Genomic DNA, 22502 nt, shown 5'->3' with positions numbered 1-22502 from the left:
GACCCCGGATGTTGTGCGACGTGTAGTCAAAAATTTTTGAATGGGACATAATCAAAAAGGTTCGCCAAAAAGAGCGACGCGCCTTCGGGCGTCCCAAGCTGGGTATTCAATTTCTACGGTTTTAGGGAGTGGGATGTGAGTACAGTGTTGTCCTTGGTAGAAAAGAAGTTGGCAAGCTTGCCTTTGCCTGTGCAGGTGCAGTTACCCAACGGTGAAATAGCCGGCGCACCCTCGCCGCGCATCAAACTTATCGTGCGCGATAACGCCACGCTGCTGAACCTGGCCAACGGCCAAACCGGCAAGCTGGGTGAAGACTACGTCGAGGGGCGTTTTGACTTTGAAGGCCCAATGCGTGATTTGATGCTGTTAGCCTCGTCCATACTAGAGGGTTCTCCGGTGGACGAGGCTAGGGGCAATGCCTTTACCCGCATGGTTCGCCACGTTATTTCGGTAGTGCGTCACTCGAAAGAACGCGACGCCAAGCAAATTCAGTTTCACTACGATATCTCCGACGACTTTTACAAGTTATGGCTAGATGAGCGCCGAGTCTATTCTTGCGCCTACTATGCGCAACCCGATTACACCTTATCGCAAGCCCAAGAAGCTAAGCTGGATCACATCTGCCGCAAGCTCAGGTTGCACGAGGGAGAGCGCTTTCTCGATATCGGCGCGGGTTGGGGTGGGCTTTTGCTATGGGCGGCCGAGAACTACGGGGTAGATGCCACGGGCATCACCTTGTCGCGCAACCAGCACGCCCACGTAAATCGGCTTATTGAAGAGAAAGGTCTGTCTGGCCGAGTGCGCATGACCTTGCTGGATTACCGCGAACTCGATGAAACTCAACCCTACGACAAAATCGCGTCGGTGGGCATGTTCGAACACGTAGGCCGGGCACAGCTGCAGGGTTATTTCGCCAAGCTTAATCGACTGCTGCGTCCGGGGGGCCTGATACTGAATCACGGCATTACTGCGGGTGGCGTTTACAACGCCGAGGTCGGCGCAGGCATGGGCGAGTTCATCGAAAAATACATCTTCCCCGGCGGTGAGCTCACGCACATCGGCAACGAGCTTATACAGATCGCCGATGCCGGCCTGGAAGACCTGGACGTCGAAAACTTGCGGCCGCATTATGCCCGTACCCTCTGGGCCTGGAGCGATGCTCTTGAGGCTCAGCTTGATGCGGCAAGGGCTACCCTTAAAGGTGATAACGCCGAGCGCTCGTTACGTGCCTATCGAATCTACTTGGCGGGGTGCGCCATGGGCTTCGAGAACGCGTGGATAGCCATTCATCAAGTGCTGCTGCAACACAAGCCCACCAGGGGCCGTAGCGACGAGCTGGATGAACCAGCCGATCTTTCCTACCCGTGGCGCCGCTCTTACATCTATAAAGAGTAAAAGCGTGGGGCAGGGCCGCTGGTAGCGGCCTTAGCCCTTGCTTTGGTATTGGCGCACGATATGCACATACCACAGGCGTAGCAGTATGCCCGATATGCCTATGCCTGCTACCGACATCATCCACAAAGAGGCGGCTCCTATCGGGGCGCCTGGCAGCAGCGTGTCTGCCAGGGGTGCCAGCAATCCCGACCAGGGGCCGAAGCCAGTCATCCACCCGCCTAAAAGGCCCACGCCTGTCAGGGCTAGAATTTGCATCAGCAGCGGTATCACCGCCACCTTGTAAGCGCGTAACAAATACGAGCCTATGCATTGCATGGCGTCGAAGAAGTGAAAGAACGGCACGATGGCTATCAGGGCCAAGGCCACAGCGGCAACTTGAGCGTCATCGGTGTAAAGGGCAACAATAGGCTTGCGAGCTGTCCAGGCTATCAATGCGGTCAGCAGCGCGCCGCAGAACACGACCAAATAGCCGGCACGCCCGGTTTGCCTTGCGCGCGCCATATCTTGAGCCCCGATGGCTTGAGCCGTCAAAGAGGCCGAGGCAACCCCTACCGCCATGGGCATCATGTAGCACAATGCCACCAGGTTCGAGACAATCTGGTGGCCGCCGCTGGTAAACATGCCTTCGCGCGCAACCAATAGCGCCATCATGGTGAAGGCGCAGACTTCCACCAGGTATGAGCCGCCCATGGGTATCCCCAGCCTGAGCAGTTCTTGCTGATGCCGCCAGCGGGGGCGAGGCAGGTGAAGCTTGAATTGTCGAAAGAAGCCGTCGTGACGCAGCACCAACAAACCGGCGATTAGCGTGAGCCAGCCGGTCAGGGCGGTTGAGAGGCCTGCACCTACGGCACCCAAGGCAGGCATGCCGAGTTTGCCAAAAATGAATAGCCAGTTGAATAGAGCCTTGAATAAGACGCTGCCCAGATTGATGCTCATGACGATTTTGGGGCGTGACACTGCCGTGGCTAAGGCGTAAATGGTGCGGAAGACCAGCGTTGCCGGTAGCGCCAGGATCAAAGCACGCAAATACCATGTAATGCTGTTGCGTACTTCCGCGCTTATGTCGCCAGACATGCTAAGCCATAGATCGGGAAAGGCCATAGCCAAGGCGCCTATCAGCGATAGCCCCAAGGCCGTCCAGATGCCTTGGCCCCAGGCAAGCCCGACCTCATGGTGTCGCTTGCCGCCGAAGTGTTGTCCGATGATGGGTATGAGTGCGTGCACGATGCCCATCAAGCCGACGAAGACGGTGATGTAGATGGAAATCGATAAGGTCATCGCCTGTAAATCGGCGGCGCTGGCATGTCCGGCCATGGCGGTATCCAGCACGCCAAAGGCCATGCCGGCCCATGCACTGATCAGCACGGGCCACGATTGCTTAAGGGTTTGGGCGACGTAATGGCGGAGCCCGGCTTTGCGCGCTCGGCGCATTGTCGTCATGGTTGGTTCAGTCGCAGAAGGCGGAAGATCTCTTGGCCCTTGCGGTCGGCACCACGCTTGCCTACCCACAGTACTCGTGCGCTGTCATTGCTGAAAGCGGCCGAGCCAGTTTCGATATTTTGTTGGGAGGTTTGCTGCAGTACCAGGCTGCATTGCCGGCCAAACGAAAAATCTATCTGGTCGAACACCAGAAATGAGGCCCTTTGACCCAAACCTAAGTCATAGGCGCGCACGCAATCGTCTGGCTGGAGATGTTGGGCTATGGCCTGTGCCAATTGGCGTGAAACGGGCCGGTAGCTGCGAGCATAATCCAGGGCTGGCATCCATAATGTGGCTAGCAACAGCCAAGTCAATACTATGCCGCCGGCATACACCACTGTACCGCGCCACAGCGCCGCAGGTTTGCTGAGCAAGCGCCAGCGCACCAATAAGATCCACGCTAAAGTCCCTAGCGCGGCCAAAGTGAAAGCCAGCCAAGAGATCTGGGCATTGAAGCCTTCGGTTTGACGGGCAATATTGCGGGCAATTTGGCTGGGCCAGCCGGTTTGCAAAGCTATCCACCCCAGCCATGTTGTGGCGCAGGCAAGGGAAAAGCACATAACGGCAAACCAATCGAGCGAGTTGACGACCCCGCGGCGCAGGGTAGGCAAGGCAAAGGCGGCAAGCGCGGCACTGGGAATGGCAAGCAGGCTGTACTCGGGTTCGAAAGGGTCGGCCAGAAACCACAGGGTGATCAACGGCCACAGCAGCATCATCAAGGGCAGCCAAATGTGGGGGGCGCGTATCCACATGCGCCACTGCCACAAGGCCATCAGGGCGAACGGCCAAGTCGGCCATAGAAACCAGGGTAGGTCGCGCCAGATGCTGCCGTTCAGGGTTTCGCTGCTTGGCCACTCAAAGGAGTTGAGGTTCCAGTGCCACCAGCTTTGTGCCCAATAGGGGTTGGCTTGATACGCGGGCCACCACCACAGGGTGAGCAGGCCGGCGGCCAGCAACAAACCCGCCAGTGTCCAGCGGCGCGCTGGCCAAAGTGGCAGGCCCGGCGCCGCGCAGCAGAGCACTGCCGCAAGAACGGGGAGCCCGCCGATAAGACCTCGGCTAAGGAAGGTGGCGGCAAGCGCCACCCCCAGCAGTAAAGCGCCTGTGCGTGGCCGGCTTAGTAGCCGTGCCGCAGCCAAAAAAACCATGGCTTGGCTGGCAATAAGAGCGGGGACTTCGGAGGTTTCGTGCAGGCGCCACATGATGCCGGCGGTGGCCAGCGTCAGTAAAAGGGCGGCGTCTGCAATCATGCGGCCGTAGTCGGGAGGCGAGGGTTCGCCCCCAAAGGGCAGCGGAAGCGGCTGAGCTTCAGGGCGTCTGCCCAGCAAATAAGAGCCATACCAGACTGCGTAAGCGATCAGGCCAAACCATAGCAGATTGGGTAAACGCGCAGCCGCAATCGTGGCGTCAGGTTGGGGCAGAAATAGCTCGAACAGCGGTGAGAACAGCCAGATGCTAAGTGCGCCTGCCCAGGTCGGCAAGGGGCCGTTCTTGGCATAGGCTAACTGACCCAGCTGCGGTAGCAGCCAGGTTTGGCCTGATTCGTAGGCCGTAGTCATCATGGCCGCAAGGCCAGCCACATCATCGGACTTCCAAGGGTCTCGGAAGAACAGGCCGGCAAAAATATAGACCAGCGCCAGCACGAATAGAAAACGCCTGGACAGCACAGCGCTGGCTTGGGTCGTGAGGCGTGCCGGCGTCAGGCGGGAAGCAAACTGGGCCACTAAGACGGGAAGTGAACGTTGATTGGCGGGAAACACGCTCATCTTAAATGAAAAAGGCAGCCTTCTGGCTGCCTTTTTTGCGTGCCTATGACCCGGAGGGGTAGTGGTGCGAAAATTCTGGATGAACCGCCGCAGCTTAAAAAGCTGAGCATTCAACCCACGGCAGATTTTTTGCACCCAAGCGAGTGCCTAAAAGGACTCGCTTTTAGCTGTGGTTTATTGGGTTTGAAAGCCCAGTAAACCACGCCGGGTATTAGGCTTTCTTGACGGTGCCAGCCGTACGAGCAAAACGGGCGCGGAACTTCTCGACACGACCGGTTTCGACGATACGGGTTTGAGCGCCAGTATAGAAGGGGTGCGATTCGGATGTGACGTCGCACTTGAACAGGGGATAGGTTTTGCCATCGAGTTCGATGGTTTCGCGGCTGTTCAGCGTAGAACGGGAAATGAACTTGTTGCCCGTTTGCAGATCCTGGAACACCACTTCACGGTATTCGGGGTGAATGCCTTCTTTCATGACAGTACCTTAAGGTTTTCTGGGGCCGACTGCTGAGACCGGCCAAGTAAATTCGTAATGTTTCGCTTAAAAAGCGAGGGGGTCTTTGCGCTGATCAGGCTCGGCTAAGCCTTAAACCTTTTGGCCAACCCTTCTTTTTATAGGGAGCCCTTTAGTCGTATGCCTTTAGTTGTGTGCTAAATCGCGCGCTAAAGATAGTAAAGCGTTAAATGATAACATGTTCATGCTGTTGATGGCTAGGCCCTATGTTAGGGCTTAAATGAAAACGCTTTTGGCCATCTTCAAATCTGACCTCGCTCGGCCAACGAAGTGGCGCCGCAGGCGGTAACGATCAGGTGATCCAATAATTGTACGTCTACCAGCGACAGCGCGCGTTTCAAGTGCTGTGTCAGGTGCAGATCGGCTTGGCTGGGTTCTTGTAGCCCCGATGGGTGGTTGTGCGCCAGGATAATCGCTGCGGCATGATGTCGCAGTGCCGATTTGACGACCTCTCGTGGGTAAATGGAAGCCTGGGTCAAGGTGCCGCGTGAGATTTCTTCGGTGCAGATCAGGCGATACTGGCTGTCTAAGTACAGGGCCATGCAGTGTTCGACGGTCAAGTGGCCCAGCATGGCTTGGCAGTAATGTTTAACGGTGGCGGGGTTGTTCATGGCATGTTTGTCCCCCAGAGACTCCGCCAGTGCGCGGCGACTGAGTTCGCTGATGGCCAGCAGCTCGCAGGTTTTTGCCTTGCCCAAACCGCTGATGCTAAGCAAAGCCTTGGGTTCTGCGGCCAGCAGGCCGCGCAAGCCATGGAATTGCTCAATCAGTAGTCGGCTCAGTTGCAGTACGTCTTGCCGACTGGTGCCCGTACGCAGCACGATCGCCAGCAGCTCGGGCGAAGTGAGCGCGGCGGCGCCGCGTGCAAGTAAGCGTTCTCTGGGGCGTTCGCTGGTGTGGGTAGGAAGGCGGCTCATGGGTGGCGGGCTGTTGTAGGTGTGTTGTGAGTCGTGACTGGCGGCTCGCGCGGGGCGGGATCAGACTCAATCATGACAGCCTGGTGCTTGATATATCTTGCGCAAGCGATCATTTGCCCATGCGCAGTTCTACCTAGCTTCTAATCGGGGTGCCCTAAGGCGTCTACCTTTAACGCGCTTTGCGCCGCAGGTCGCTACAATAGGCGAGGCGTTTTTTGATTCATTTATTTACCAAATAGGTTGATACACTGTGGCTGCCCAGACTCCTGCCGGAAACGCAAGCGTTGTTGCCGATTCCTACCTTACCCTCCATTACCGCATTACGCTGGTATCGGGGCCGGCTGCGGGCTCTGTCTTTATGGATACCTTTGCCGAACGACCGGCTACGTTGCAAGTCGGTATAGGGCAGTGGGCCCCTGGCATGGAGGCCGCTTTGTTGGGGCGTACCGAAGGCGAGGCATTCAGCGTAACTTTGCCAGCGGCGCAAGCCTATGGCGATCGCAACCCCGACTTGCTTCAATGGGTGGCCCACCAGGTGGTCGAGCAGCACTCGGCCCCCGATGCGCAGTTGGCGCCTGGCGACGTTGTTGAATTCGTGGCCCCAAACGGTGGGCGTTATGCGGGGGTGTTCAAGCAGGTTGCCGCTGAAGGGGTTTTGTTTGATTTCAATCATCCATTGGCGGGGGCCGACCTGCGTTTGGATATCGAGCTATTGGGAGTGCTGTAGTGTCTGTTTCTACGACTCAAACCGTTGCCCGCCTGGAAACGCTTAGCACCGAGGTGTTGTTGGCTCAGCCGCGCGGTTTCTGTGCAGGCGTAGACCGTGCCATAGATATCGTCGAGCGGGCGATTGCCCTGCATGGCGCGCCCATTTATGTGCGCCACGAAATCGTGCATAACCGCTACGTTGTGCAAAAGCTGCGTGATCAAGGGGCCATTTTCGTTGAGGAACTCGACGAAGTGCCTGCCGGGTCATGGGTGGTCTTCTCGGCTCATGGTGTCGCTAAACAGGTGCGTGCCCAGGCCGAGGCCATGGGGTTGAAGGTCTTCGACGCTACCTGCCCATTGGTGACCAAGGTGCACCTTGAAGTCATGCGTATGCGTGAAGAAGGTCGCGAGATCATCATGATCGGTCATAAGGGGCACCCCGAAGTCGAGGGTACGCTGGGGCAGGCTCAAGGCGGCATGTATCTGGTCGAGACGCCAGAAGATGTGCAGGCTTTGCAGGTGCGCGACCCAGCAAAATTGGCCTTTGTGACACAGACCACGTTATCGGTGGATGATGCCGCCGTTGTCGCGCAAGCTTTGCGCGAACGATTTCCGGGCATTGTCGAGCCCAAAAAAAGCGACATTTGTTATGCCACGCAAAATCGTCAAGACGCGGTCAAGGTGATGGCGCCGCAATGTGATGTCGTCATCGTGGTGGGTAGTCCTAACAGTTCGAACTCCAACAGGCTGCGCGAAGTTGCCGAGCGCATGGGGGTTCCGGCTTACCTGGTCGATGTTCCCGATATGGTCAAGTCAGAATGGCTTGCCGGCGTTGCCAGGGTCGGGCTCACTGCGGGTGCTTCGGCGCCTGACGATCTGGTTCAGCAGGTTGTGGAAAGGCTTAAACAGTTGGGAGCAACTTCTGTGCGCCACCTAGATGGCGTGGAAGAAACCATTGCTTTCCCACTGCCGCGCGAGCTTCGCTAACGCGTGGTATTTAACTAGAAAATAGCCAAGATCCGATCGGTACATATGAATATCGCATCCCTGGAAGACGAACCCACGCAGGCGCAGTTGATTCAACAGGTGCTGGAACAAGCCGGGCATACTTGTACCTCATTTGCGACTGGTAAGTCTTTGTTGGCCGTTTTGCAAAAGCCTCACGACTTCGATATGGTGCTTGTTGACTGGGAGCTTCCCGACCTGGCCGGCATCGAGGTGGTCAGGTGGGTGCGCTTGAATTTGGGGTACGAGCTGCCTGTCATGTTCGTCACCAGCCGCGTGCTTGAAGAAGATCTGGTCGAAGGCTTGCAGGCAGGTGCCGACGACTACCTTGTCAAGCCGATACGTGCGGGTGAGTTGCTGGCCAGAATCGAGGCCTTGGCACGGCGCAGTGCCTTTTCAGCACCCAAGATACAAAGGCCAACCCAGGTTGGGCCCTACGAAATCGATGATGCTTCCAACGTCATATGCTTGCGGGGCGAGGCGGTGACGCTGGCCCCCAAAGAGTACGAATTGGCCGTGCTGTTTCTGCGCAACCCGTGGCGTCTTTTTTCGCGCGATGTCCTAAGCGCTGCGGTATGGAATCGCGAGATTCCGCCTACCTCGCGCACATTGGATACCCATCTGTCCAACATACGGCAGAAGTTGAATCTGAGGCCGGAAAATGGCGTACGCCTGACGTCTTCCTACGCCTTGGGATACCGTCTTGAGCTGATCGCCGACGAATCAGCAGCACAAAAGGAATAAACAAGAATGTCTGTATTGCTTCGTTGTGCGGGGCGCTTAAGTCTGGCGGCCTGGCTGGCTATGGGTGCAAATGGGGCGCTGGCACAGCCGGCGGGTGCTCAAGGAGAAGACTTCCTGTATCGCGTTGTACAGGGCGACACCCTGGGCGAGATCTCCCAGCGCTATACCGGCAATACGGAAAACTGGAGGCGTTTGCAGCAGTTAAACCAGGTTTCCGATCAATACAGCTTGCCGATTGCGATGTTGCTGCGCATTCCATTCTCGCTGATTCCGGTTCGAGACTCTGCCGCCAGAATCAGCCATCTGCTGGGCGATGTTCGTATAGATGGGCGTGCCGTGCGCATGGGGCAGTCATTGAATGAGGGCCAGGCCTTAACGACAGGCCTTAACGGCTTTGCTACGCTTGAGTTGGCTGATGGCAGTGTGCTGAGCGTGCCGTTCTCCTCAGAGTTTCGCTTGGATCGTTTGCGCGAATTCCAGGGCACTGGCCTTATCGACCTTATCGTGGATATGCGTCAAGGCTCTATGGAAAGTGAAGTTGCTCCCCAACAGACGGGGGTGGGGCGCTTCGAAGTGCGCACGCCCGTTAGTGTGACGGGGGTGAGGGGTACGCGTTTACGTGTTCATAACTCCGGCGAAGGCTCGCGCAGCGAAGTATTGCGTGGCCAAGCAAATGTCGATGCTTCTCAGACCGATACCATGCTACGGGCTCAGCAAGGCGTTGCGGTGGATGCCGCCGGGCGTAGCTCGGGGGTGCAGCGCCTGTTGGATGCCCCCCAGCTTTCCACCCCTGTGCGAGGCGGCTCTGGCTGGGTTGTCGACTTTCCAGCGGTTGCGGGGGCTCAACAGTACGTAGTGTTGGTTTCCACTGACGAGCAAGGAACCCAATTGGTTTCCCGCCGTACAGAAGCCGCACCGCCTGTCACTGTCTCGGCGCATGCGCCCGGGCAGCATTACGCCATTGTGCGTGCGGTAGATGCCGCAGGCCTTGAAGGCTTGGATGCGCGCCAGCCTTTCGATGGTCAAGCCGTACTGATGTCAGGAGATGGCGGTATGGTAGCCAGTAATTGGGCGGGGCCGGTTTTACTCAGCGACTACTGATATGAGCTCGGGGCGTACCGCTAAGCCGCCTTTAGGTTTAAACCAGCGGATACGGCTGGAATGGTACGCCGTTACCATTCTATTGTCGGTGTTGACCCTGTCGCTTAGCTTCTTTAGCCAGCAACTGGGCCTGGATCGTCTAGACCATACGTTCTACGACCGTGTTATGCGCACGGCGGCTCATGGAAAGCCGTCCGATGAAGTTGCCATCATTGCCATTGACGACGATAGCATCGCACAGTTAGGTTATTGGCCGTGGCGGCGGGGCGTGCATGCCCAGCTGCTCGATAAGCTTTCTCAGGCGCGTGTAGTGGGTTTCGACCTATTGCTGTCCGACCTTAACCCGGCCTTTGCGCAAGATGACGAAAAACTAGAGAGCGCCATGCAGGCACATGGGCGCGTGGTGTTGCCTGTGGTGGTGTATCCCGATGCGCAGCTGGGCCCCTTGGAGGTTTTCCAGCAAGCGGCGATTGGCTTGGGCAGCATTAACGCCACGCTGGATAGCGACGGCGTTGTGCGCTCGATACACTGCCAACATGTAACGCTGGACAACCAACGGGCCGAGCATTTTGTGGCGGCACTGTTGCGAGCCGGCGGGCAGTCTGATCTGGCGCAATCTCTGTGTGGGCGACATCCCGATGCCTTGGGCATTTTGTACGCGGGGCCACCCGGCACCTATAGGGTTTATCCGTACGCAAAGGTTTTGTCTGGAGAGATCCCCCCTTCAAGCTTTGCCGATAAATACGTCTTGGTTGGTGCATGGGCCTCTGGGTTGGGTGACTCTTTCAGCGTGCCGTCTTCCACTGGGCCTCAGATGGCAGGGGTGGAAATCTTGGCCAATGCGCTTCAAGGGGCATTACAGAATCAGTGGGTAAGCACGCCTGGGCCTGGCAGCATGGCGGTGTTGGCGATGATCCCGACCTTTTTCGTTTGCCTGTTATTACGGCGCCTGTCTCCCCGTAGGGCTTTTTACACGTCGGTATTGACCTTGGTCGGTATCCTTCTCGTCAATTGGCTGGCCTTTCGCTTTGCGCACCTGTGGTTGCCTCCCACTGCCAGTCTGATAGGGGTGCTGTTTGTCTACCCTGTCTGGAGCTGGCGTAGCCAAGAAGCGGCACTCAGGCACATTGACGGCGAGTTGCAAAAACTCTATGGCGAAAAGTTATTGCATGGGCAGTTAAGGTCAGACGAGCACAAAGAGAGTAGCGATGCTTCTTTACCCGCCCGTATCACCAAGCTGAACCGTGCTATTGGCACCTTACGTCAGTCTATTGCCCAGCGCGAACAGACCCTCAGGTTTCTCTCCCACGATATGCGGTCACCGCAGAGCGCCATTCTTGCCCTTACCGAGCTTCAGCGACAGGGGAAAAGCTTGCCCGCAGAGCGGTTCCTGAATCAAATCGATGCCTATGCACAGAAAACTTTGGGCCTGGTTGATGGTTTTGTGCAGTTGGCGAGAGCTGAATCCATGGCGCTGACCCTGCGCGAAGTTGAGTTGGTGGACTTACTGACGGCCGAGTGTGATGCCCGTTGGCCGCAAGCGCAGCAAAGCGGCATGACTATCGCTTTCGAAAGTGATATGGCTGTAGCCTATGTTCAAGCCGACCCTGGCGTGCTGGCGCGCATGTTCGGTAACTTGCTGGATAACGCCATCAAGTACAGCGCGGGAGGCGCAGCGCCCGAAGTTTTGTGCCACTTGAGGCGCGAAGGGGCTTTTTACGTGGTACAGATACGTGACAACGGTAGAGGGATCAGTGCAGAGCAACAGCGCACTTTGTTCGAGCCCTTTACGCGGTTTGGGGAAGATCAGCCCGAGAACCCAGCTGGCAGTGGGCTGGGATTGTCATTCGTGATGGCCGTAGTCAAACGACATCAGGGCACCATACGTGTAGAAAGCGCTACAGGTCAAGGAAGCACTTTTGAAGTCAGTTTGCCGGCAATAGGCGAGTAAAGTCGTGTCGGCTGATTGTGTAGTTAAGCTATGAGGACGAAATCAGATCGGATTCAGGAAGCTTGCCGGCATGTTGGCGTGCAGCGTTAAGTTCCAGAGCCTGCGCTGCAATGATGGCCTCAAGTTGGCTGCGCTCGTTACCCAGTTCATCGATTTGTGCCTGCAGACTTGCTATCAGGCGCAAATAATGCGCGATTTGAAGTCTGTGACGCCGCAGCGGTGACAGTGTTTGGGGCGAGTGAGGAAGCGGTGGAGTCATAGGGCTACCCCCTTTACCGGTAAGTTGGGTCGCTTTTGTTTACTTATGTAAGTTTTTTTATGTTAAGTGATTTTTCTGTTTTTTATTTGTGGTTTGGCCGAACTTTGCATTTTTTGAATAAATCCCAGTGATTTTTGGTGATCTTTCAAAGTTGTGGGCGCATATTGTTAGCAAGCAAACCACGTGAGCGGGGTGAAATTCTCGTTACACTCTCGCTTGTCGACCTTATCCTGTCAGCCGAAGGATTGTGCAGAGTGCATCGGGTGCACACTGTTTCGTCCGTTATCCGTCAGTAGGAAGTAGTTCATGCAGCACAATACCGAAATGACATCGAGCGCTCAGCTAGAGCGGGCGCGCATAGTAGATGAGACGATTGTTGCGCGCCAGTCTACGCGTGCGTTTCTCGATACCCCCGTGTCTCGAGAAACCCTTAGCGAAATTTTGGATGTTGCCGCACGCACGGCTTCGGGAGCCAACCGCCAACCCTGGAAAGTCTACGTGCTGCAGGGCCGCAGCCGCGATGAGCTTAGCCAAAAGGTATGTGCCGCCCACGATGCCTTGCGCAACGAGCCCATTGCCTCTCCAACCATGCGGGAAGGCTATGATTACTACCCTAGACAGTGGGTCAGCCCTTACCTTGAGCGTCGCAAGGAAAATGGCTGGGGCTTGTACGGCTTATTGGGTATCGCCAAAGGTGAAAGAGACAGAATGCATGCGCAGCATCAGCGCAATTTCAAGTTTTTTGATGCGCCCGTGGGTTTGATGCTAACGGTTGACGAACGGATGATGCCGGGGGCTTTGCTGGATTATGGCGGCTTCATGCAAAATATCATGGTGGCTGCTCAGGCGCGTGGGTTGGCGACGTGTGCGCAGGCGGCTTGGAATAGCTTCCAAGATATTGTTCTTTCGCACGTGGGTGCAGCGCCGGGCGAGCTTCTGGTCACTGGCATGGCTTTGGGTCACGCTGATCCCAAGGCACTGGTGAACACCTTTCGTACTCCTCGCGAACCAGCGCAGGCGTTTACGTCCTGGTTGGATTAGTGTTAACAAGCCCAAGGGAACGGGATGCGGTCATCGGCAAACGATTCATACCTTGAATGGCAGGGAGCGGGGCAGTCGGGCCAGTTGCTACTGCGAGGCTCATGGTTGCTGGCCAACCATGGCGACCTGGTACGCCAGGTCGCCGCATTTCGTAAACAGCACCAGCTTTCCAGCTTTGACCCCAGCCGTATCGATGCCAGCGGGCTGAAAGCCATAGACACCGTCGGCGCCATGCAGCTGCTAGGGCTATTGGGTGCTGATGTTGTCAAGCGTTGGCTGGCCATCGACACGCAAGACAACGCGGCCCGCAAAGCTTTGCTGGAAACGATATTACAAGCCGAGGCGGATGCCGCCCAAGGTGGCGATGCTGCGAAACCGGTGTCGACTGCACAGCAGGTCTTGGGTGAAATCGGCGAAGCGGTTGAGGGCATAGGCAAGCAAATTGTGTCGCTGCTGGGCGCTATTGGCCTGACACTGCAGGTATTTTTCCTCTGCTTGTTTTCGCCCAAGCGCTGGCGGCCCACCTCTGTCGTCGCTCAGCTGGACGTGGCGGGTTTCAGGGCGGTGCCTATCGTTGCCTTGCTGACCTTCATGGTGGGGGCTGTGGTTGCCTTTCTGGGCGCCACCATATTGGCCAACTTCGGTGCCACCATTTACACCGTCGATCTGGTCGGCTTTTCCTTTCTACGAGAATTCGCGGTTTTACTGGCCGCCATTCTGGTTGCCGGACGTACGGCAAGCGCCTACGCAGCCCAGCTAGGGCTCATGAAGGTCAACGAAGAAATAGACGCCTTGCGCATGACCGGGCTAGACCCTGTCGAAGTACTGATGATTCCAAGAGTGGCTGCGCTGTTGGTGGCTTTACCGCTTCTGACCTTCGTCGGCATGATCTCCGGGATTCTGGGGGGGATGGTTGTTAGCGCGGTGGCGCTCGATATCTCGCCCAATATGTTCGTCACTATTTTGCAGCGTGATGTGGCCGTTAAACACTTTGTGCTGGGCATGGCCAAAGCCCCGATATTTGCGTTTTTGATTGCCGTTATCGGTTGCTCCGAGGGCTTCAAGGTTAGTGGTAGCGCACAGTCTGTGGGCACGCGTACCACGTCGGCGGTGGTGCAGTCCATCTTCGTTGTCATTCTGCTCGATGCCGTGGCGGCCTTGTTCTATATGGAAATGGGATGGTAATGGCGCGCACTCAAACTATCGCGCAGGTGCGGGGCCTAACCAATCAATTTGGCTCACACGTGGTGCACGATGCACTCGACCTCGACATCTACCAAGGTGAAATCCTGGGTGTGGTTGGGGGGTCGGGCACCGGGAAGTCCGTGCTCTTGCGTTCCATAGTGGGCCTGCAACGTCCGGCGTCTGGCAGCATACATATTTTTGGCGAAGACTTACTCGCCTTGCCGCCCGAGCGCCGTTCGCACATAGAAAAACGTTTTGGCGTGCTGTTTCAACGCGGAGCGCTGTTTTCGTCGCTTACCGTCATCGAGAACGTCGCTTTTCCCTTGATTGAGCAAGCCGGGCTTTCGCGGGCTGATGCCGAAGAGATTGCCCGGGTGAAAATTGCCCTGGCCGGCCTGCCACCCAACGCGGCAACGCAATACCCCAGTTCTTTGTCGGGTGGCATGGTCAAGCGTGCCGCCTTGGCCAGGGCGCTGGCGCTGGATCCAGACCTTCTTTTTCTGGACGAGCCGACGGCGGGGCTGGATCCCATCGGTGCAGGCGCTTTCGACCAACTCATTCTGACCTTGCGTGATGCCCTAGGCCTTACCGTTTTTTTGGTTACGCACGATTTGGATACCCTCTATACCATCTGCGACCGCGTGGCGGTGTTGTCGCGTAAGCGCGTGATGGTGGCCGACAAGCTCAGTGTCGTGGAAAATTACGACGATGCCTGGGTACGCGAATACTTCCACGGGCCCCGAGGAAGATCCGCCCAGCAAGCAAGTGAATCATCTCGGAGAAACTCCTAATGGAACCCAGGGCGCATCATGTCTTGATCGGACTCTTTACCGTCATCGTCAGCGCGGGGGCTTTGCTGTTTGCCCTGTGGCTGGCGGGCACGGGGCAGGGCTCTTCCGAGCGCTACTACACGGTCTTGTTCGACGAGGCGGTGCAGGGGCTGTCGGTGGGCAGCTCCGTCCAATATAACGGCATCAAGGTGGGTGAGGTTGTTTCCTTGACGCTGGATCCCAGCGATATGCGTCGTGTGCGCGCACGCATCAAGTTGCCCGAAAACCTGCCCATTCATGCCGATACCCGGGCGCGTCTGGTCATGACGGGGATCACCGGGAGTTCTGTCATTGGCCTTAGTGGCGGTAGCCCTGATAGCCCCTTGCTGACAGGCGAGAGAACCATGACGGATGATGAGATCGATGAGCCCGGCGACCCCATACTGGTCGCGGCACCTTCGCCCATCAGTCAGTTGTTGAGCGGCGGCGACAACCTCATGAACAATCTGACCGAGCTGGTAGTCAATGCCAAGCGATTTTTTTCCTCCGATAATGCGCGTCACCTTAGTCATGTCTTCGAAAACCTTGATGACCTGACCGAAGCCTTGTCCGAGCAAACCGGAGACTTGCAGAGCTTGATGCAAAGTCTGCATGGGTCTTCCGGGCAGTTGACGACGATGCTGCAGCAGGTGACCAAGTTGGCCGCCAATGCGGATTCCCTGCTGGGTAAGCAGGGCCGCGAATCTCTTGACTCCATGAAGCAAGCCATGGCCTCGCTGGCGCAAGCAAGCGGCAGTCTGGAGCAAGTCATTGATAATAATGCCGGGGCGCTAGGCAGTGGCATACAGGGCTTGCAAGAAATCGGCCCTGCCTTGAGCCAGATGCGTAACACCCTGGGCACTATCGAAACCATGCTGCAAAGAATGAACGACAACCCTGCGAGTTACTTGCTGGGCGGGGATAACTACGTGGAGTACACGCCTTGAAGCCTATTGCTGCCATCTCCTCTATCAGTCTGCGTCGCGTCAGCCGCCATTTGTTGGCAGGGGCCTTGGCGCTTGGCGCGGCAGGGTGCTCCTTGCTGCCCAGTAACGAACCCGTAGTGCGCTACGAGTTGCCCGTCTCTACTGTGCCATCCGTGGCCAGCCAGCCTCTGTCCATGACGGTCGCGGTAGCCACACCTATGGCCGGACAGGCGCTTAACAGTGATCGCATAGTCGTCATGCCTGAGGGCAACGAGCTAAGTGCCTACAAGGGCGCACGCTGGAGCGATTCGGCGCCGATCATACTGCGCCAACGCCAGATGTTGGCCTTGCGTGAAAGTGGTTTAGTGCAAATGGTGGTGCCTGCCGGTACGGGTTTGCGCCCCGATGTGCTGCTCGGCGGCGACCTGAGCGCCTTCCAGGTGCGCTACGAACACGGCGAGCCCGTGGTGCAAGTGGTGCTGGATGCTGCTCTTATTCGCGCCAGCAATGCTCAGCCTTTGGGGGTAAAGCGCTTTACCATTTCGCAACCAGTTCAAGGCAAGCAAGTACCCGAGGTTGTGCAGGCTTATGGTCAGGCGGTACATACACTTAATACCCAAATCATCGAATGGATGGCACCCTTGCTGCAAGCTTACGCCTCGTCAACCGCAGATCGTGGCGCCAAATAGCTTAGCCGTCAAAATAGATACGCATGACTGAAGCAACGGTAGACAACGCTTTTCAGGGAAACCTGCTCGCGCATCTCGAAGCCTTGCCCCATGGTTGGCGAGCCGCCTTTGACAGCGCCGACGTTAAGCACGTGCTGAGCAGACTCAGCGCATTTCTCGACGAGCGCCTGCAAGCCGGCGTGACGGTGTTTCCGCTTAGGCCGTTTCGTGCTTTGCTCGAGACCGCCCCAGAAGACGTCAGGGTGGTCATTTTGGGGCAAGACCCTTATCACGGGCCTAACCAAGCTCAAGGGCTGGCTTTCTCGGTGCCCGATGCTTGCGCCATTCCTCCCAGCCTGCGCAATATTTTTGCTGAGCTGCATAAAGAATATCCCGAAAGTTTTACTCCCCAGCGCAACAGCTTGATACGTTGGGCAAGGCAGGGGGTGCTGTTGCTGAACACCTCGCTGACCGTTCAGGCGCATCAGGCGGGCTCGCATGCCAAGATGGGATGGGAAACCGTTACCGACGCGATTCTGGCGCATGTGTTGCGTATGCCTGGGCCCAAGGTGTTTTTGCTTTGGGGAGCGCATGCTCAGTCTAAGCAGGCCTTGATCGAGCAAACGCAGGGGGCAGGGCGGGTATGCGTGCTCAAGTCCAACCATCCCTCGCCCTTGTCAGCCTTGCGCCCGCCTCGGCCTTTTATCGGGTGCGGTCACTTTCGCGCGGCCAACGAATGGTTGGCCGCCGAGGGGGTTGCAGGTATAGACTGGCTGGATAACCGCACGCCAGCGGCTGGCCAAAAGGCTTCGGCTACGCACATGGATACCGATGCCCGTTTGGCCGAACCCGATCTGCCAGGGCCTTGCGACAATTAGCCGTCAGTTGCCGCGGTTTTTACCTTTATTCCATTCCATGGGAGACCAGAGATGACCCAACTGTTTACCGTGCATCCGCAGAATCCCCAGGTACGCTTGCTTAAGCAGGCTGCACAATTTATTGAACAGGGTGGTTTGGTTGCGGTGCCAACCGACTCCAGCTACGCCGTGGTGGCCAAGCTGGACGACAAAACGGCTGCCGATAAACTCAGGCGCATTCGGGGCCTAGATGAGCGTCATCACCTGACGCTGCTGTGCCGAGACCTGGCCGAAATTGGCCAGTTTGCCCGCGTCGATAACAAACAGTACCGGCTGCTGAAACTGGCCACACCCGGGCCCTGGACTTTCATCCTGGAGGCAACCCGGGATGTGCCTCGCCGGGTGTCGCATCCTTCCCGCAAAACCATAGGCATACGCGTGCCCGACCACAATGTCACCCTGGCTTTGTTGGAATGCGTGGGCTCGGTGCTGATGTCGACAACGCTGATTCCCGATGGGGAAGAAGAGCCGCTTAACGACCCGGAACTCATCCATCAGCGCTACGCGGGTCAACTGGATGCGGTCATCGATAGCGGCGCCTGCCCGCTCAAGCCCACTACTGTTATTGATTTGAGTGGCGAGGAGCCCCTTATCGTCCGTCAGGGCGCCGGCGACGCCTCCGTGCTGGGCTTGTCGTAGAATCGTGCTTTCCCGCGTGCAAGAGGCATTTCTTTTGCACGCAACATTGCCGCCTGATCATGGGCGCGGATTAAAACATGGAATCTTTGATTCAAACCATTACCGTCTACGCTTTGCCCGTGCTGTTCGGCATTACCTTGCACGAGGCCGCCCATGGCTATGTGGCACGTATGTTCGGCGACCCCACCGCCTATCAGGCGGGGCGCGTCAGCTTGAATCCCATCCGGCATATCGACCCTGTCGGCACCATAGTCGTGCCCTTGGTGCTTCTGTTTTCTACCAAGCTTATGGGGGGGGCCGGCATGTTGTTCGGCTGGGCCAAACCCGTACCGGTCGACTGGGGGCGCCTGCGTAAGCCCAAGCAAGACATGCTGTGGGTCGCCTTGGCCGGCCCGGCCTCAAACCTGGTCATGGCCATACTCTGGGCCATCAGCCTGCGCCTACTGGCCGACTCGGGTTTGAACGCCCAGAATTTCTGGGTACAGATGAGCATAGCCGGCATCCAGGTCAATCTGGTGTTGATGGCCTTGAACCTCTTTCCACTGCCGCCGCTAGATGGAGGGCGCATTGTGTTCAGCTTGTTACCACATTCGCTGGCCTGGAAATACGCCCGCATTGAACCCTATGGCATGATCATTCTTATCGTGCTGATGCTTACCGGGGTGTTGTGGGTGGCGCTGGGCCCCTTGCTCAGCTTCGGTCAAAGCATCGTGCGCTGGTTTTTATAGCGGCATCCTCACCAGACGTCAGCCATCGGGCGACGAATCCGGTAAACTTACACGATTTATCAAAGCGCGCGTACGCGCAGTCGGCTTGTCCCGCTCGGAGTAATTTCATCATGGCTAGCGCAGCAGATTCAGCAACCCCCATTTTTCGGGGCAGCATGGTGGCCTTGGTCACACCCATGCATCCCGACGGTAGCCTGGATTACCCTGCGTACAAAAAACTCATCGATTGGCACGTGCAGCAAGGCACCGATGCCATCGTAGCGGTTGGTACCACTGGCGAGTCCCCTACTGTCAACATGGAAGAACATGCCGAAATCATCCGGGTAACGGTTGAAGTTTCGGCGGGGCGCATACCCGTGATTGCCGGGGTGGGGGGTAACTCCACCGCCGAAGCCATAGAGCTTGCCCAATACGCTCGCGAATCCGGCGCTGCGGCGGGTTTATCAGTCGTGCCTTATTACAACAAGCCCACCCAAGAGGGCTTGTACCAACACTTCAAGACTTCCGCTGAAGCGGTAGACTTACCCCTCATCGTCTACAACGTGCCTGGGCGCACGGTGGCCGATATGTCCAACGACACCATCCTGCGTCTGGCGCAGGTGCCAGGTATCGTAGGTGTCAAAGACGCTACCGGGGATATTGCCCGCGGCGCTCGTCTGCTGTACACCAAACCCGAAGCCTTCCAGGTTTTCAGTGGCGACGACGCCACCGCTGCGGCCCTGTTGCTACTGGGTGCGCAGGGCAATATTTCGGTCACGGCCAATGTGGCTCCCAAGCTTATGCACGACATGTGCGCGGCTGCGCTGGCCGGCGATCTTGCCGAAACCCGTCGTCTCGACGCTCGCTTGCAGGTACTGAACAAAGTTCTGTTCATCGAGTCCAACCCCATCCCCGTCAAGTGGGCTCTGGCCGAAATGGGCCTGACTCGCCTTGGCTACCGCCTGCCCCTCACCTCTCTGAGCGAGGCCCACCACGCCGTGGTGCGCCATGCCTTACAAGAATCAGGCCTGATCTGAAATGATGAATATGCGCAAAAACACTTTACGTATCGCCACTGTCGCAGCGCTGGGCAGTTTGGCGCTAAGCGGTTGCAGCCAGTTGAACCAGTGGGTCAGCCAAGAAGAATCTGTGGATTATCGCAGCGTGTCGCCTGGCTCGGGCAATCCTTTGTCTATTCCTCCCGACCTGACTCAGGTAGGGGCGAACGCGCCTTATCGTGCGCCCGAAGGCACAACCAGCTACAGTCAGTACGCGCAACAGACGCAAGCTCAGGCTCAGGCCAATGCCAGCGGCCAAGTCAATGTCTTGCCCACCAACGATAAAGTACGTGTCATGCGCGACGGCAACATGCGCTGGTTGTCTGTCGATATGCCAGCCGAAACCGTCTTCCCGCTGGTGGTGGATTTCTGGGGCGAGCAAGGTTTTACGATTCACTCCCAAGACCCGCGCGCCGGCATCATGGAAACCGACTGGGCGGAAAACCGGGCCAAGATCCCCGAAGGCTGGATCAAAAGCGCGCTTGGCTTCATCCTGGATTCCGTGTACGACAGCGGCGAGCGCGAACGCTTCCGCACGCGTCTGGAACGCGTCAACGGTACGACCGAAGTCTACATCAGCCACGATCAAATGGTCGAAACCGGCACTGCGGATAATACCGGCTTCAAATGGGTCGAGGGTCGCGAAGACCCAGGCCTGAACGCCGCCATGCTGGCTCGCCTCATGGTGTTCCTGGGCACCGATGTCCAGCGTGCGCAGCAACTGGTCACCCAAGCCGAAAAAGCCCCTGGCTCGGCTCAAGTCACCCAGGCCACCGATCAGGCCACGCTTACGCTAAACGAGCCGTTTGACCGCGCATGGCGCCGTGTGGGTATAGCCATTGATTCCGCCGGCTTCTCCGTCGACGACCGCGATCGTTCCACCGGCGATTACTTCATACGCTATCTCGATACCGACACGGGCCGCAAAATCGAACAGCCCAACTTCTTTGGCCGTCTGTTCGGTACTAAAAACACTTCCGAAGCCGAAGTCTATCGCGTGCACGTCAGTGATCAAGGCGGTAACTCCGAAGTCAGCATCCGTGATCAGCAAGGTCAACCCGACACGTCTGAAACGGCACGCCGCATTATCTCTGTGCTGGCAGAGTCCATGCAGCAGCCGTAAGCAAAAACAGTACGGGCGCAAAAAACCGCGCCCCCAAAGACTGGCACTTTGCCTATCTTTGGGGCGCGGTTTTTTAATGGCTTGCTGGTACGGAAAACCGCTTATCAGGCGGCTTCAAGTACGGCTTCGCTTAAATGATCGTATCGTTGACCGAACCAGTGAAGTTGCTCGGACAATCGCACCACTTCGCCTATCAGCAATAAAGAAGGGGCCTGCATGGCATGCTCTCGGGCCAGATGCTCAAGGTCTTCCAGCTTGCCTGTCAGGGTGCGCTGACCGGGCCGTGAGCCGTTCTCTATTAAGGCGAACGGCATGTCGGGGCGCATACCGTGGCCTATCAGTTGACGCACCACTTCGGGTAGTTGCGTCACGCCCATATAGAAACCCAGGGTTTGTTTCTCTCGTGCCAGTGAGGCCCAATCGGGCTGGTCTTGTGCCAAGGCGCTATGAGCGGTTAGCAGGTGCAGGCCTTGAGACACATGTCTGTGCGTCAGGGGGATACCTGCATAGGCGGCGCAAGCGATGGCGGCGGTAACGCCTGGAACGACCTCGTAGGCGATGCCCTGTTCGGCCAGTACGGCTAGTTCTTCCCCGCCGCGGCCAAAGATAAAGGCGTCGCCCCCCTTCAGACGCACAACTTTACGCCCAGCGCGAGCATGATCGATCATCGCCTGATGAATGCGTTCTTGCGTTTGATGATGATTTTCGCCGGGCGACTTGCCCACATATACAAGATCGGCGTCCCGGCGCGCCAAGTCGAGCACGTCTTGGCTGACCAAGCGGTCATACAGAATGACATCGGCTTCATTCAAGGCGCGCAAGGCTTTAAGAGTCAATAAGCCAGGATCACCGGGGCCGGCACTGACCAGTATCACTTTACCGACGGCTGGCGCTTGGGGCTGCTTCAGTGCTTGTTGCAGCAAAGTTTCGGCGTGTTCGGGCTGTTGGCTGCGCAAGGCGCCGCCGACGGGGCCGTCTATCAGCCAGTCATAAAAACCACGGCGCCCCGAAAGCTGAGGGTGAGCTTTCCGTATGACTTCACGGTATCGGGCTACCAATGCGGCCAAGCTGCCCGTTGAGTGATCGATCAAGGTTTCCAGCTTTTCACGAATACGGCGAGCCAACACGGGGGCATGACCGCCCGAAGAAATGGCAATAGTGACGGGGGAGCGATCAACGATGGCCGGCACATGAAAACTGCAGTTGGCGGGATCATCCACCACGTTAGCCCATATGCGAGCTTCTTCCGCCAGCTTGGCGACCTGAGCATTCAGTTCGTTGTCCGAGGTGGCTGCGATGACCAACCACACGTCGTCTAACCAGCCAGGTACGAAATTGCCCGCTAGCCAGCTTATGCGCCCCTGAGAGGCGAGTTCGCTTAAGGCAGGGGTAAGCGTGGGCGCGCCGACTCGTACCAAAGCGCCCGCACGCAGCAGGCTTTGCGCCTTGCGTTCGGCCACACTACCGCCCCCTACGACGAGTACGGGTTTGCCGGTAAGTTGAGCGAAGATGGGAAACAGCGTCATGGCAGGAAGCGTTAAACGGCAGGGCCGTAAAGTGAGTCACCCTGGCATTGTAGGTAGGCTGGCT

The 22502-nt window shown here is 57.3% G+C and carries 22 protein-coding genes; 16 read left to right on the top strand and 6 right to left on the bottom strand.

The features are described 5' to 3' along the window. The first annotated feature begins 135 nt into the window (after positions 1 to 135). Entirely contained in the window at positions 136 to 1395 is a 1260-nt protein-coding gene (locus tag H0484_RS00745; protein WP_226952518.1) for a class I SAM-dependent methyltransferase, read from the top strand. A 30-nt stretch (positions 1396 to 1425) separates the two neighbouring features. On the opposite strand, the gene H0484_RS00740 is transcribed toward H0484_RS00745, so the two are convergent. From H0484_RS00740 to radC, 4 genes are all read right to left on the bottom strand, one after another. Then, a complete protein-coding gene (locus tag H0484_RS00740) occupies positions 1426 to 2826 on the bottom strand; it encodes an MATE family efflux transporter (RefSeq protein ID WP_226953002.1) in 1401 nt (466 codons plus the stop codon). A 5-nt stretch (positions 2827 to 2831) separates the two neighbouring features. Beyond that, positions 2832 to 4640, bottom strand: coding sequence for a glycosyltransferase (locus H0484_RS00735; protein ID WP_226952517.1), 1809 nt, complete (start codon positions 4638 to 4640; stop codon positions 2832 to 2834). Positions 4641 to 4851: 211 nt separating this feature from the next. Next, positions 4852 to 5115 (bottom strand): type B 50S ribosomal protein L31, encoded by a 264-nt coding sequence (locus H0484_RS00730; protein WP_226952516.1) that lies wholly within the window; start codon positions 5113 to 5115, stop codon positions 4852 to 4854. A 281-nt stretch (positions 5116 to 5396) separates the two neighbouring features. Then, the gene (gene radC / locus H0484_RS00725; protein WP_226952515.1) at positions 5397 to 6071 is read right to left on the bottom strand and encodes a RadC family protein; all 675 of its coding nucleotides are present in this window, start codon (positions 6069 to 6071) and stop codon (positions 5397 to 5399) included. A 250-nt stretch (positions 6072 to 6321) separates the two neighbouring features. Here radC and H0484_RS00720 point away from each other — a divergent pair, with 250 nt between their 5' ends. From H0484_RS00720 to H0484_RS00700, 5 genes are read left to right on the top strand one after another with little or no spacing between them, the layout of a single operon-like run. After that, a complete protein-coding gene (locus tag H0484_RS00720; protein WP_226952514.1) occupies positions 6322 to 6798 on the top strand; it encodes an FKBP-type peptidyl-prolyl cis-trans isomerase in 477 nt (158 codons plus the stop codon). Between the two features lie 32 nt (positions 6799 to 6830). Next, a complete protein-coding gene (gene ispH, locus H0484_RS00715) occupies positions 6831 to 7766 on the top strand; it encodes a 4-hydroxy-3-methylbut-2-enyl diphosphate reductase (protein WP_226953001.1) in 936 nt (311 codons plus the stop codon). Between the two features lie 45 nt (positions 7767 to 7811). Beyond that, positions 7812 to 8528 (top strand): response regulator transcription factor, encoded by a 717-nt coding sequence (locus H0484_RS00710; RefSeq protein ID WP_226952513.1) that lies wholly within the window; start codon positions 7812 to 7814, stop codon positions 8526 to 8528. A 6-nt stretch (positions 8529 to 8534) separates the two neighbouring features. Next, positions 8535 to 9629 carry a FecR domain-containing protein gene (locus H0484_RS00705; RefSeq protein ID WP_226952512.1) on the top strand — a complete coding sequence of 365 codons (1095 nt, stop codon included), beginning with the start codon at positions 8535 to 8537 and terminating at the stop codon, positions 9627 to 9629. 1 nt (position 9630) lies between these two features. Then, entirely contained in the window at positions 9631 to 11580 is a 1950-nt protein-coding gene (locus H0484_RS00700; RefSeq protein ID WP_226952511.1) for a CHASE2 and HATPase_c domain-containing protein, read from the top strand. 28 nt (positions 11581 to 11608) lie between these two features. Here H0484_RS00700 and H0484_RS00695 read toward each other — a convergent pair whose 3' ends face one another. After that, the gene (locus H0484_RS00695; RefSeq protein ID WP_226952510.1) at positions 11609 to 11839 is read right to left on the bottom strand and encodes a hypothetical protein; all 231 of its coding nucleotides are present in this window, start codon (positions 11837 to 11839) and stop codon (positions 11609 to 11611) included. 306 nt (positions 11840 to 12145) lie between these two features. Here H0484_RS00695 and H0484_RS00690 point away from each other — a divergent pair, with 306 nt between their 5' ends. From H0484_RS00690 to bamC, 10 genes are all read left to right on the top strand, one after another. Then, the gene (locus H0484_RS00690) at positions 12146 to 12880 is read left to right on the top strand and encodes a nitroreductase (RefSeq protein WP_226952509.1); all 735 of its coding nucleotides are present in this window, start codon (positions 12146 to 12148) and stop codon (positions 12878 to 12880) included. 24 nt (positions 12881 to 12904) lie between these two features. Further along, positions 12905 to 14065, top strand: a complete 1161-nt coding sequence (locus tag H0484_RS00685; protein ID WP_226952508.1) for an MlaE family ABC transporter permease — start codon at positions 12905 to 12907, stop codon at positions 14063 to 14065. Continuing rightward, positions 14059 to 14856, top strand: a complete 798-nt coding sequence (locus H0484_RS00680) for an ABC transporter ATP-binding protein (RefSeq protein ID WP_226952506.1) — start codon at positions 14059 to 14061, stop codon at positions 14854 to 14856. Before H0484_RS00685 ends, H0484_RS00680 begins: the two co-directional genes overlap by 7 nt. A 23-nt stretch (positions 14857 to 14879) precedes the next feature. Then, complete coding sequence (locus H0484_RS00675) at positions 14880 to 15821, top strand: MlaD family protein (RefSeq protein ID WP_226952505.1); 942 nt, start codon at positions 14880 to 14882, stop codon at positions 15819 to 15821. Beyond that, positions 15818 to 16489 (top strand): ABC-type transport auxiliary lipoprotein family protein, encoded by a 672-nt coding sequence (locus tag H0484_RS00670; RefSeq protein WP_226952503.1) that lies wholly within the window; start codon positions 15818 to 15820, stop codon positions 16487 to 16489. The genes H0484_RS00675 and H0484_RS00670 overlap by 4 nt, the downstream gene beginning before the upstream one ends. A gap of 23 nt (positions 16490 to 16512) precedes the next feature. Next, positions 16513 to 17346 (top strand): uracil-DNA glycosylase, encoded by an 834-nt coding sequence (locus H0484_RS00665; protein WP_226952502.1) that lies wholly within the window; start codon positions 16513 to 16515, stop codon positions 17344 to 17346. Positions 17347 to 17397: 51 nt separating this feature from the next. Beyond that, positions 17398 to 18024 carry an L-threonylcarbamoyladenylate synthase gene (locus H0484_RS00660; RefSeq protein WP_226952501.1) on the top strand — a complete coding sequence of 209 codons (627 nt, stop codon included), beginning with the start codon at positions 17398 to 17400 and terminating at the stop codon, positions 18022 to 18024. A gap of 77 nt (positions 18025 to 18101) precedes the next feature. Beyond that, positions 18102 to 18752, top strand: coding sequence for a site-2 protease family protein (locus H0484_RS00655; protein WP_226952499.1), 651 nt, complete (start codon positions 18102 to 18104; stop codon positions 18750 to 18752). A gap of 110 nt (positions 18753 to 18862) precedes the next feature. Continuing rightward, entirely contained in the window at positions 18863 to 19768 is a 906-nt protein-coding gene (gene dapA / locus H0484_RS00650; RefSeq protein WP_226952497.1) for a 4-hydroxy-tetrahydrodipicolinate synthase, read from the top strand. Between the two features lie 10 nt (positions 19769 to 19778). Then, positions 19779 to 20912: an outer membrane protein assembly factor BamC gene (gene bamC / locus H0484_RS00645; protein WP_226952495.1), complete on the top strand. Its 1134-nt coding sequence runs from the start codon at positions 19779 to 19781 to the stop codon at positions 20910 to 20912. Between the two features lie 104 nt (positions 20913 to 21016). Here the strand turns inward: bamC and cysG are convergent, their stop codons facing one another. Beyond that, complete coding sequence (gene cysG / locus H0484_RS00640; RefSeq protein WP_226952494.1) at positions 21017 to 22438, bottom strand: siroheme synthase CysG; 1422 nt, start codon at positions 22436 to 22438, stop codon at positions 21017 to 21019. Positions 22439 to 22502 lie beyond the last annotated feature (64 nt).

This window comes from Mesopusillimonas faecipullorum, assembly GCF_020539505.1.
In the GTDB taxonomy this organism is placed as follows: domain Bacteria; phylum Pseudomonadota; class Gammaproteobacteria; order Burkholderiales; family Burkholderiaceae_B; genus Mesopusillimonas; species Mesopusillimonas faecipullorum.
Note: the sequence above shows the minus strand (reverse complement) of the source record. Positions and strands in the feature narration are given on the sequence as shown.

Excerpts from the sequence above, each read along its gene's own strand:
- H0484_RS00740 (WP_226953002.1), bottom strand. The coding sequence starts at position 2,826 with ATGCGCCGAGCGCGCAAAGCCGGGCTCCGCCATTACGTCGCCCAAACC.
- H0484_RS00735 (WP_226952517.1), bottom strand. The coding sequence starts at position 4,640 with ATGAGCGTGTTTCCCGCCAATCAACGTTCACTTCCCGTCTTAGTGGCC.
- H0484_RS00730 (WP_226952516.1), bottom strand. The coding sequence starts at position 5,115 with ATGAAAGAAGGCATTCACCCCGAATACCGTGAAGTGGTGTTCCAGGAT.
- radC (WP_226952515.1), bottom strand. The coding sequence starts at position 6,071 with ATGAGCCGCCTTCCTACCCACACCAGCGAACGCCCCAGAGAACGCTTA.
- H0484_RS00710 (WP_226952513.1), top strand. The coding sequence starts at position 7,812 with ATGAATATCGCATCCCTGGAAGACGAACCCACGCAGGCGCAGTTGATT.
- H0484_RS00705 (WP_226952512.1), top strand. The coding sequence starts at position 8,535 with ATGTCTGTATTGCTTCGTTGTGCGGGGCGCTTAAGTCTGGCGGCCTGG.
- H0484_RS00700 (WP_226952511.1), top strand. The coding sequence starts at position 9,631 with ATGAGCTCGGGGCGTACCGCTAAGCCGCCTTTAGGTTTAAACCAGCGG.
- H0484_RS00695 (WP_226952510.1), bottom strand. The coding sequence starts at position 11,839 with ATGACTCCACCGCTTCCTCACTCGCCCCAAACACTGTCACCGCTGCGG.
- H0484_RS00690 (WP_226952509.1), top strand. The coding sequence starts at position 12,146 with ATGCAGCACAATACCGAAATGACATCGAGCGCTCAGCTAGAGCGGGCG.
- H0484_RS00685 (WP_226952508.1), top strand. The coding sequence starts at position 12,905 with ATGCGGTCATCGGCAAACGATTCATACCTTGAATGGCAGGGAGCGGGG.
- H0484_RS00680 (WP_226952506.1), top strand. The coding sequence starts at position 14,059 with ATGGTAATGGCGCGCACTCAAACTATCGCGCAGGTGCGGGGCCTAACC.
- H0484_RS00665 (WP_226952502.1), top strand. The coding sequence starts at position 16,513 with ATGACTGAAGCAACGGTAGACAACGCTTTTCAGGGAAACCTGCTCGCG.
- H0484_RS00660 (WP_226952501.1), top strand. The coding sequence starts at position 17,398 with ATGACCCAACTGTTTACCGTGCATCCGCAGAATCCCCAGGTACGCTTG.
- H0484_RS00655 (WP_226952499.1), top strand. The coding sequence starts at position 18,102 with ATGGAATCTTTGATTCAAACCATTACCGTCTACGCTTTGCCCGTGCTG.
- dapA (WP_226952497.1), top strand. The coding sequence starts at position 18,863 with ATGGCTAGCGCAGCAGATTCAGCAACCCCCATTTTTCGGGGCAGCATG.
- bamC (WP_226952495.1), top strand. The coding sequence starts at position 19,779 with ATGCGCAAAAACACTTTACGTATCGCCACTGTCGCAGCGCTGGGCAGT.
- cysG (WP_226952494.1), bottom strand. The coding sequence starts at position 22,438 with ATGACGCTGTTTCCCATCTTCGCTCAACTTACCGGCAAACCCGTACTC.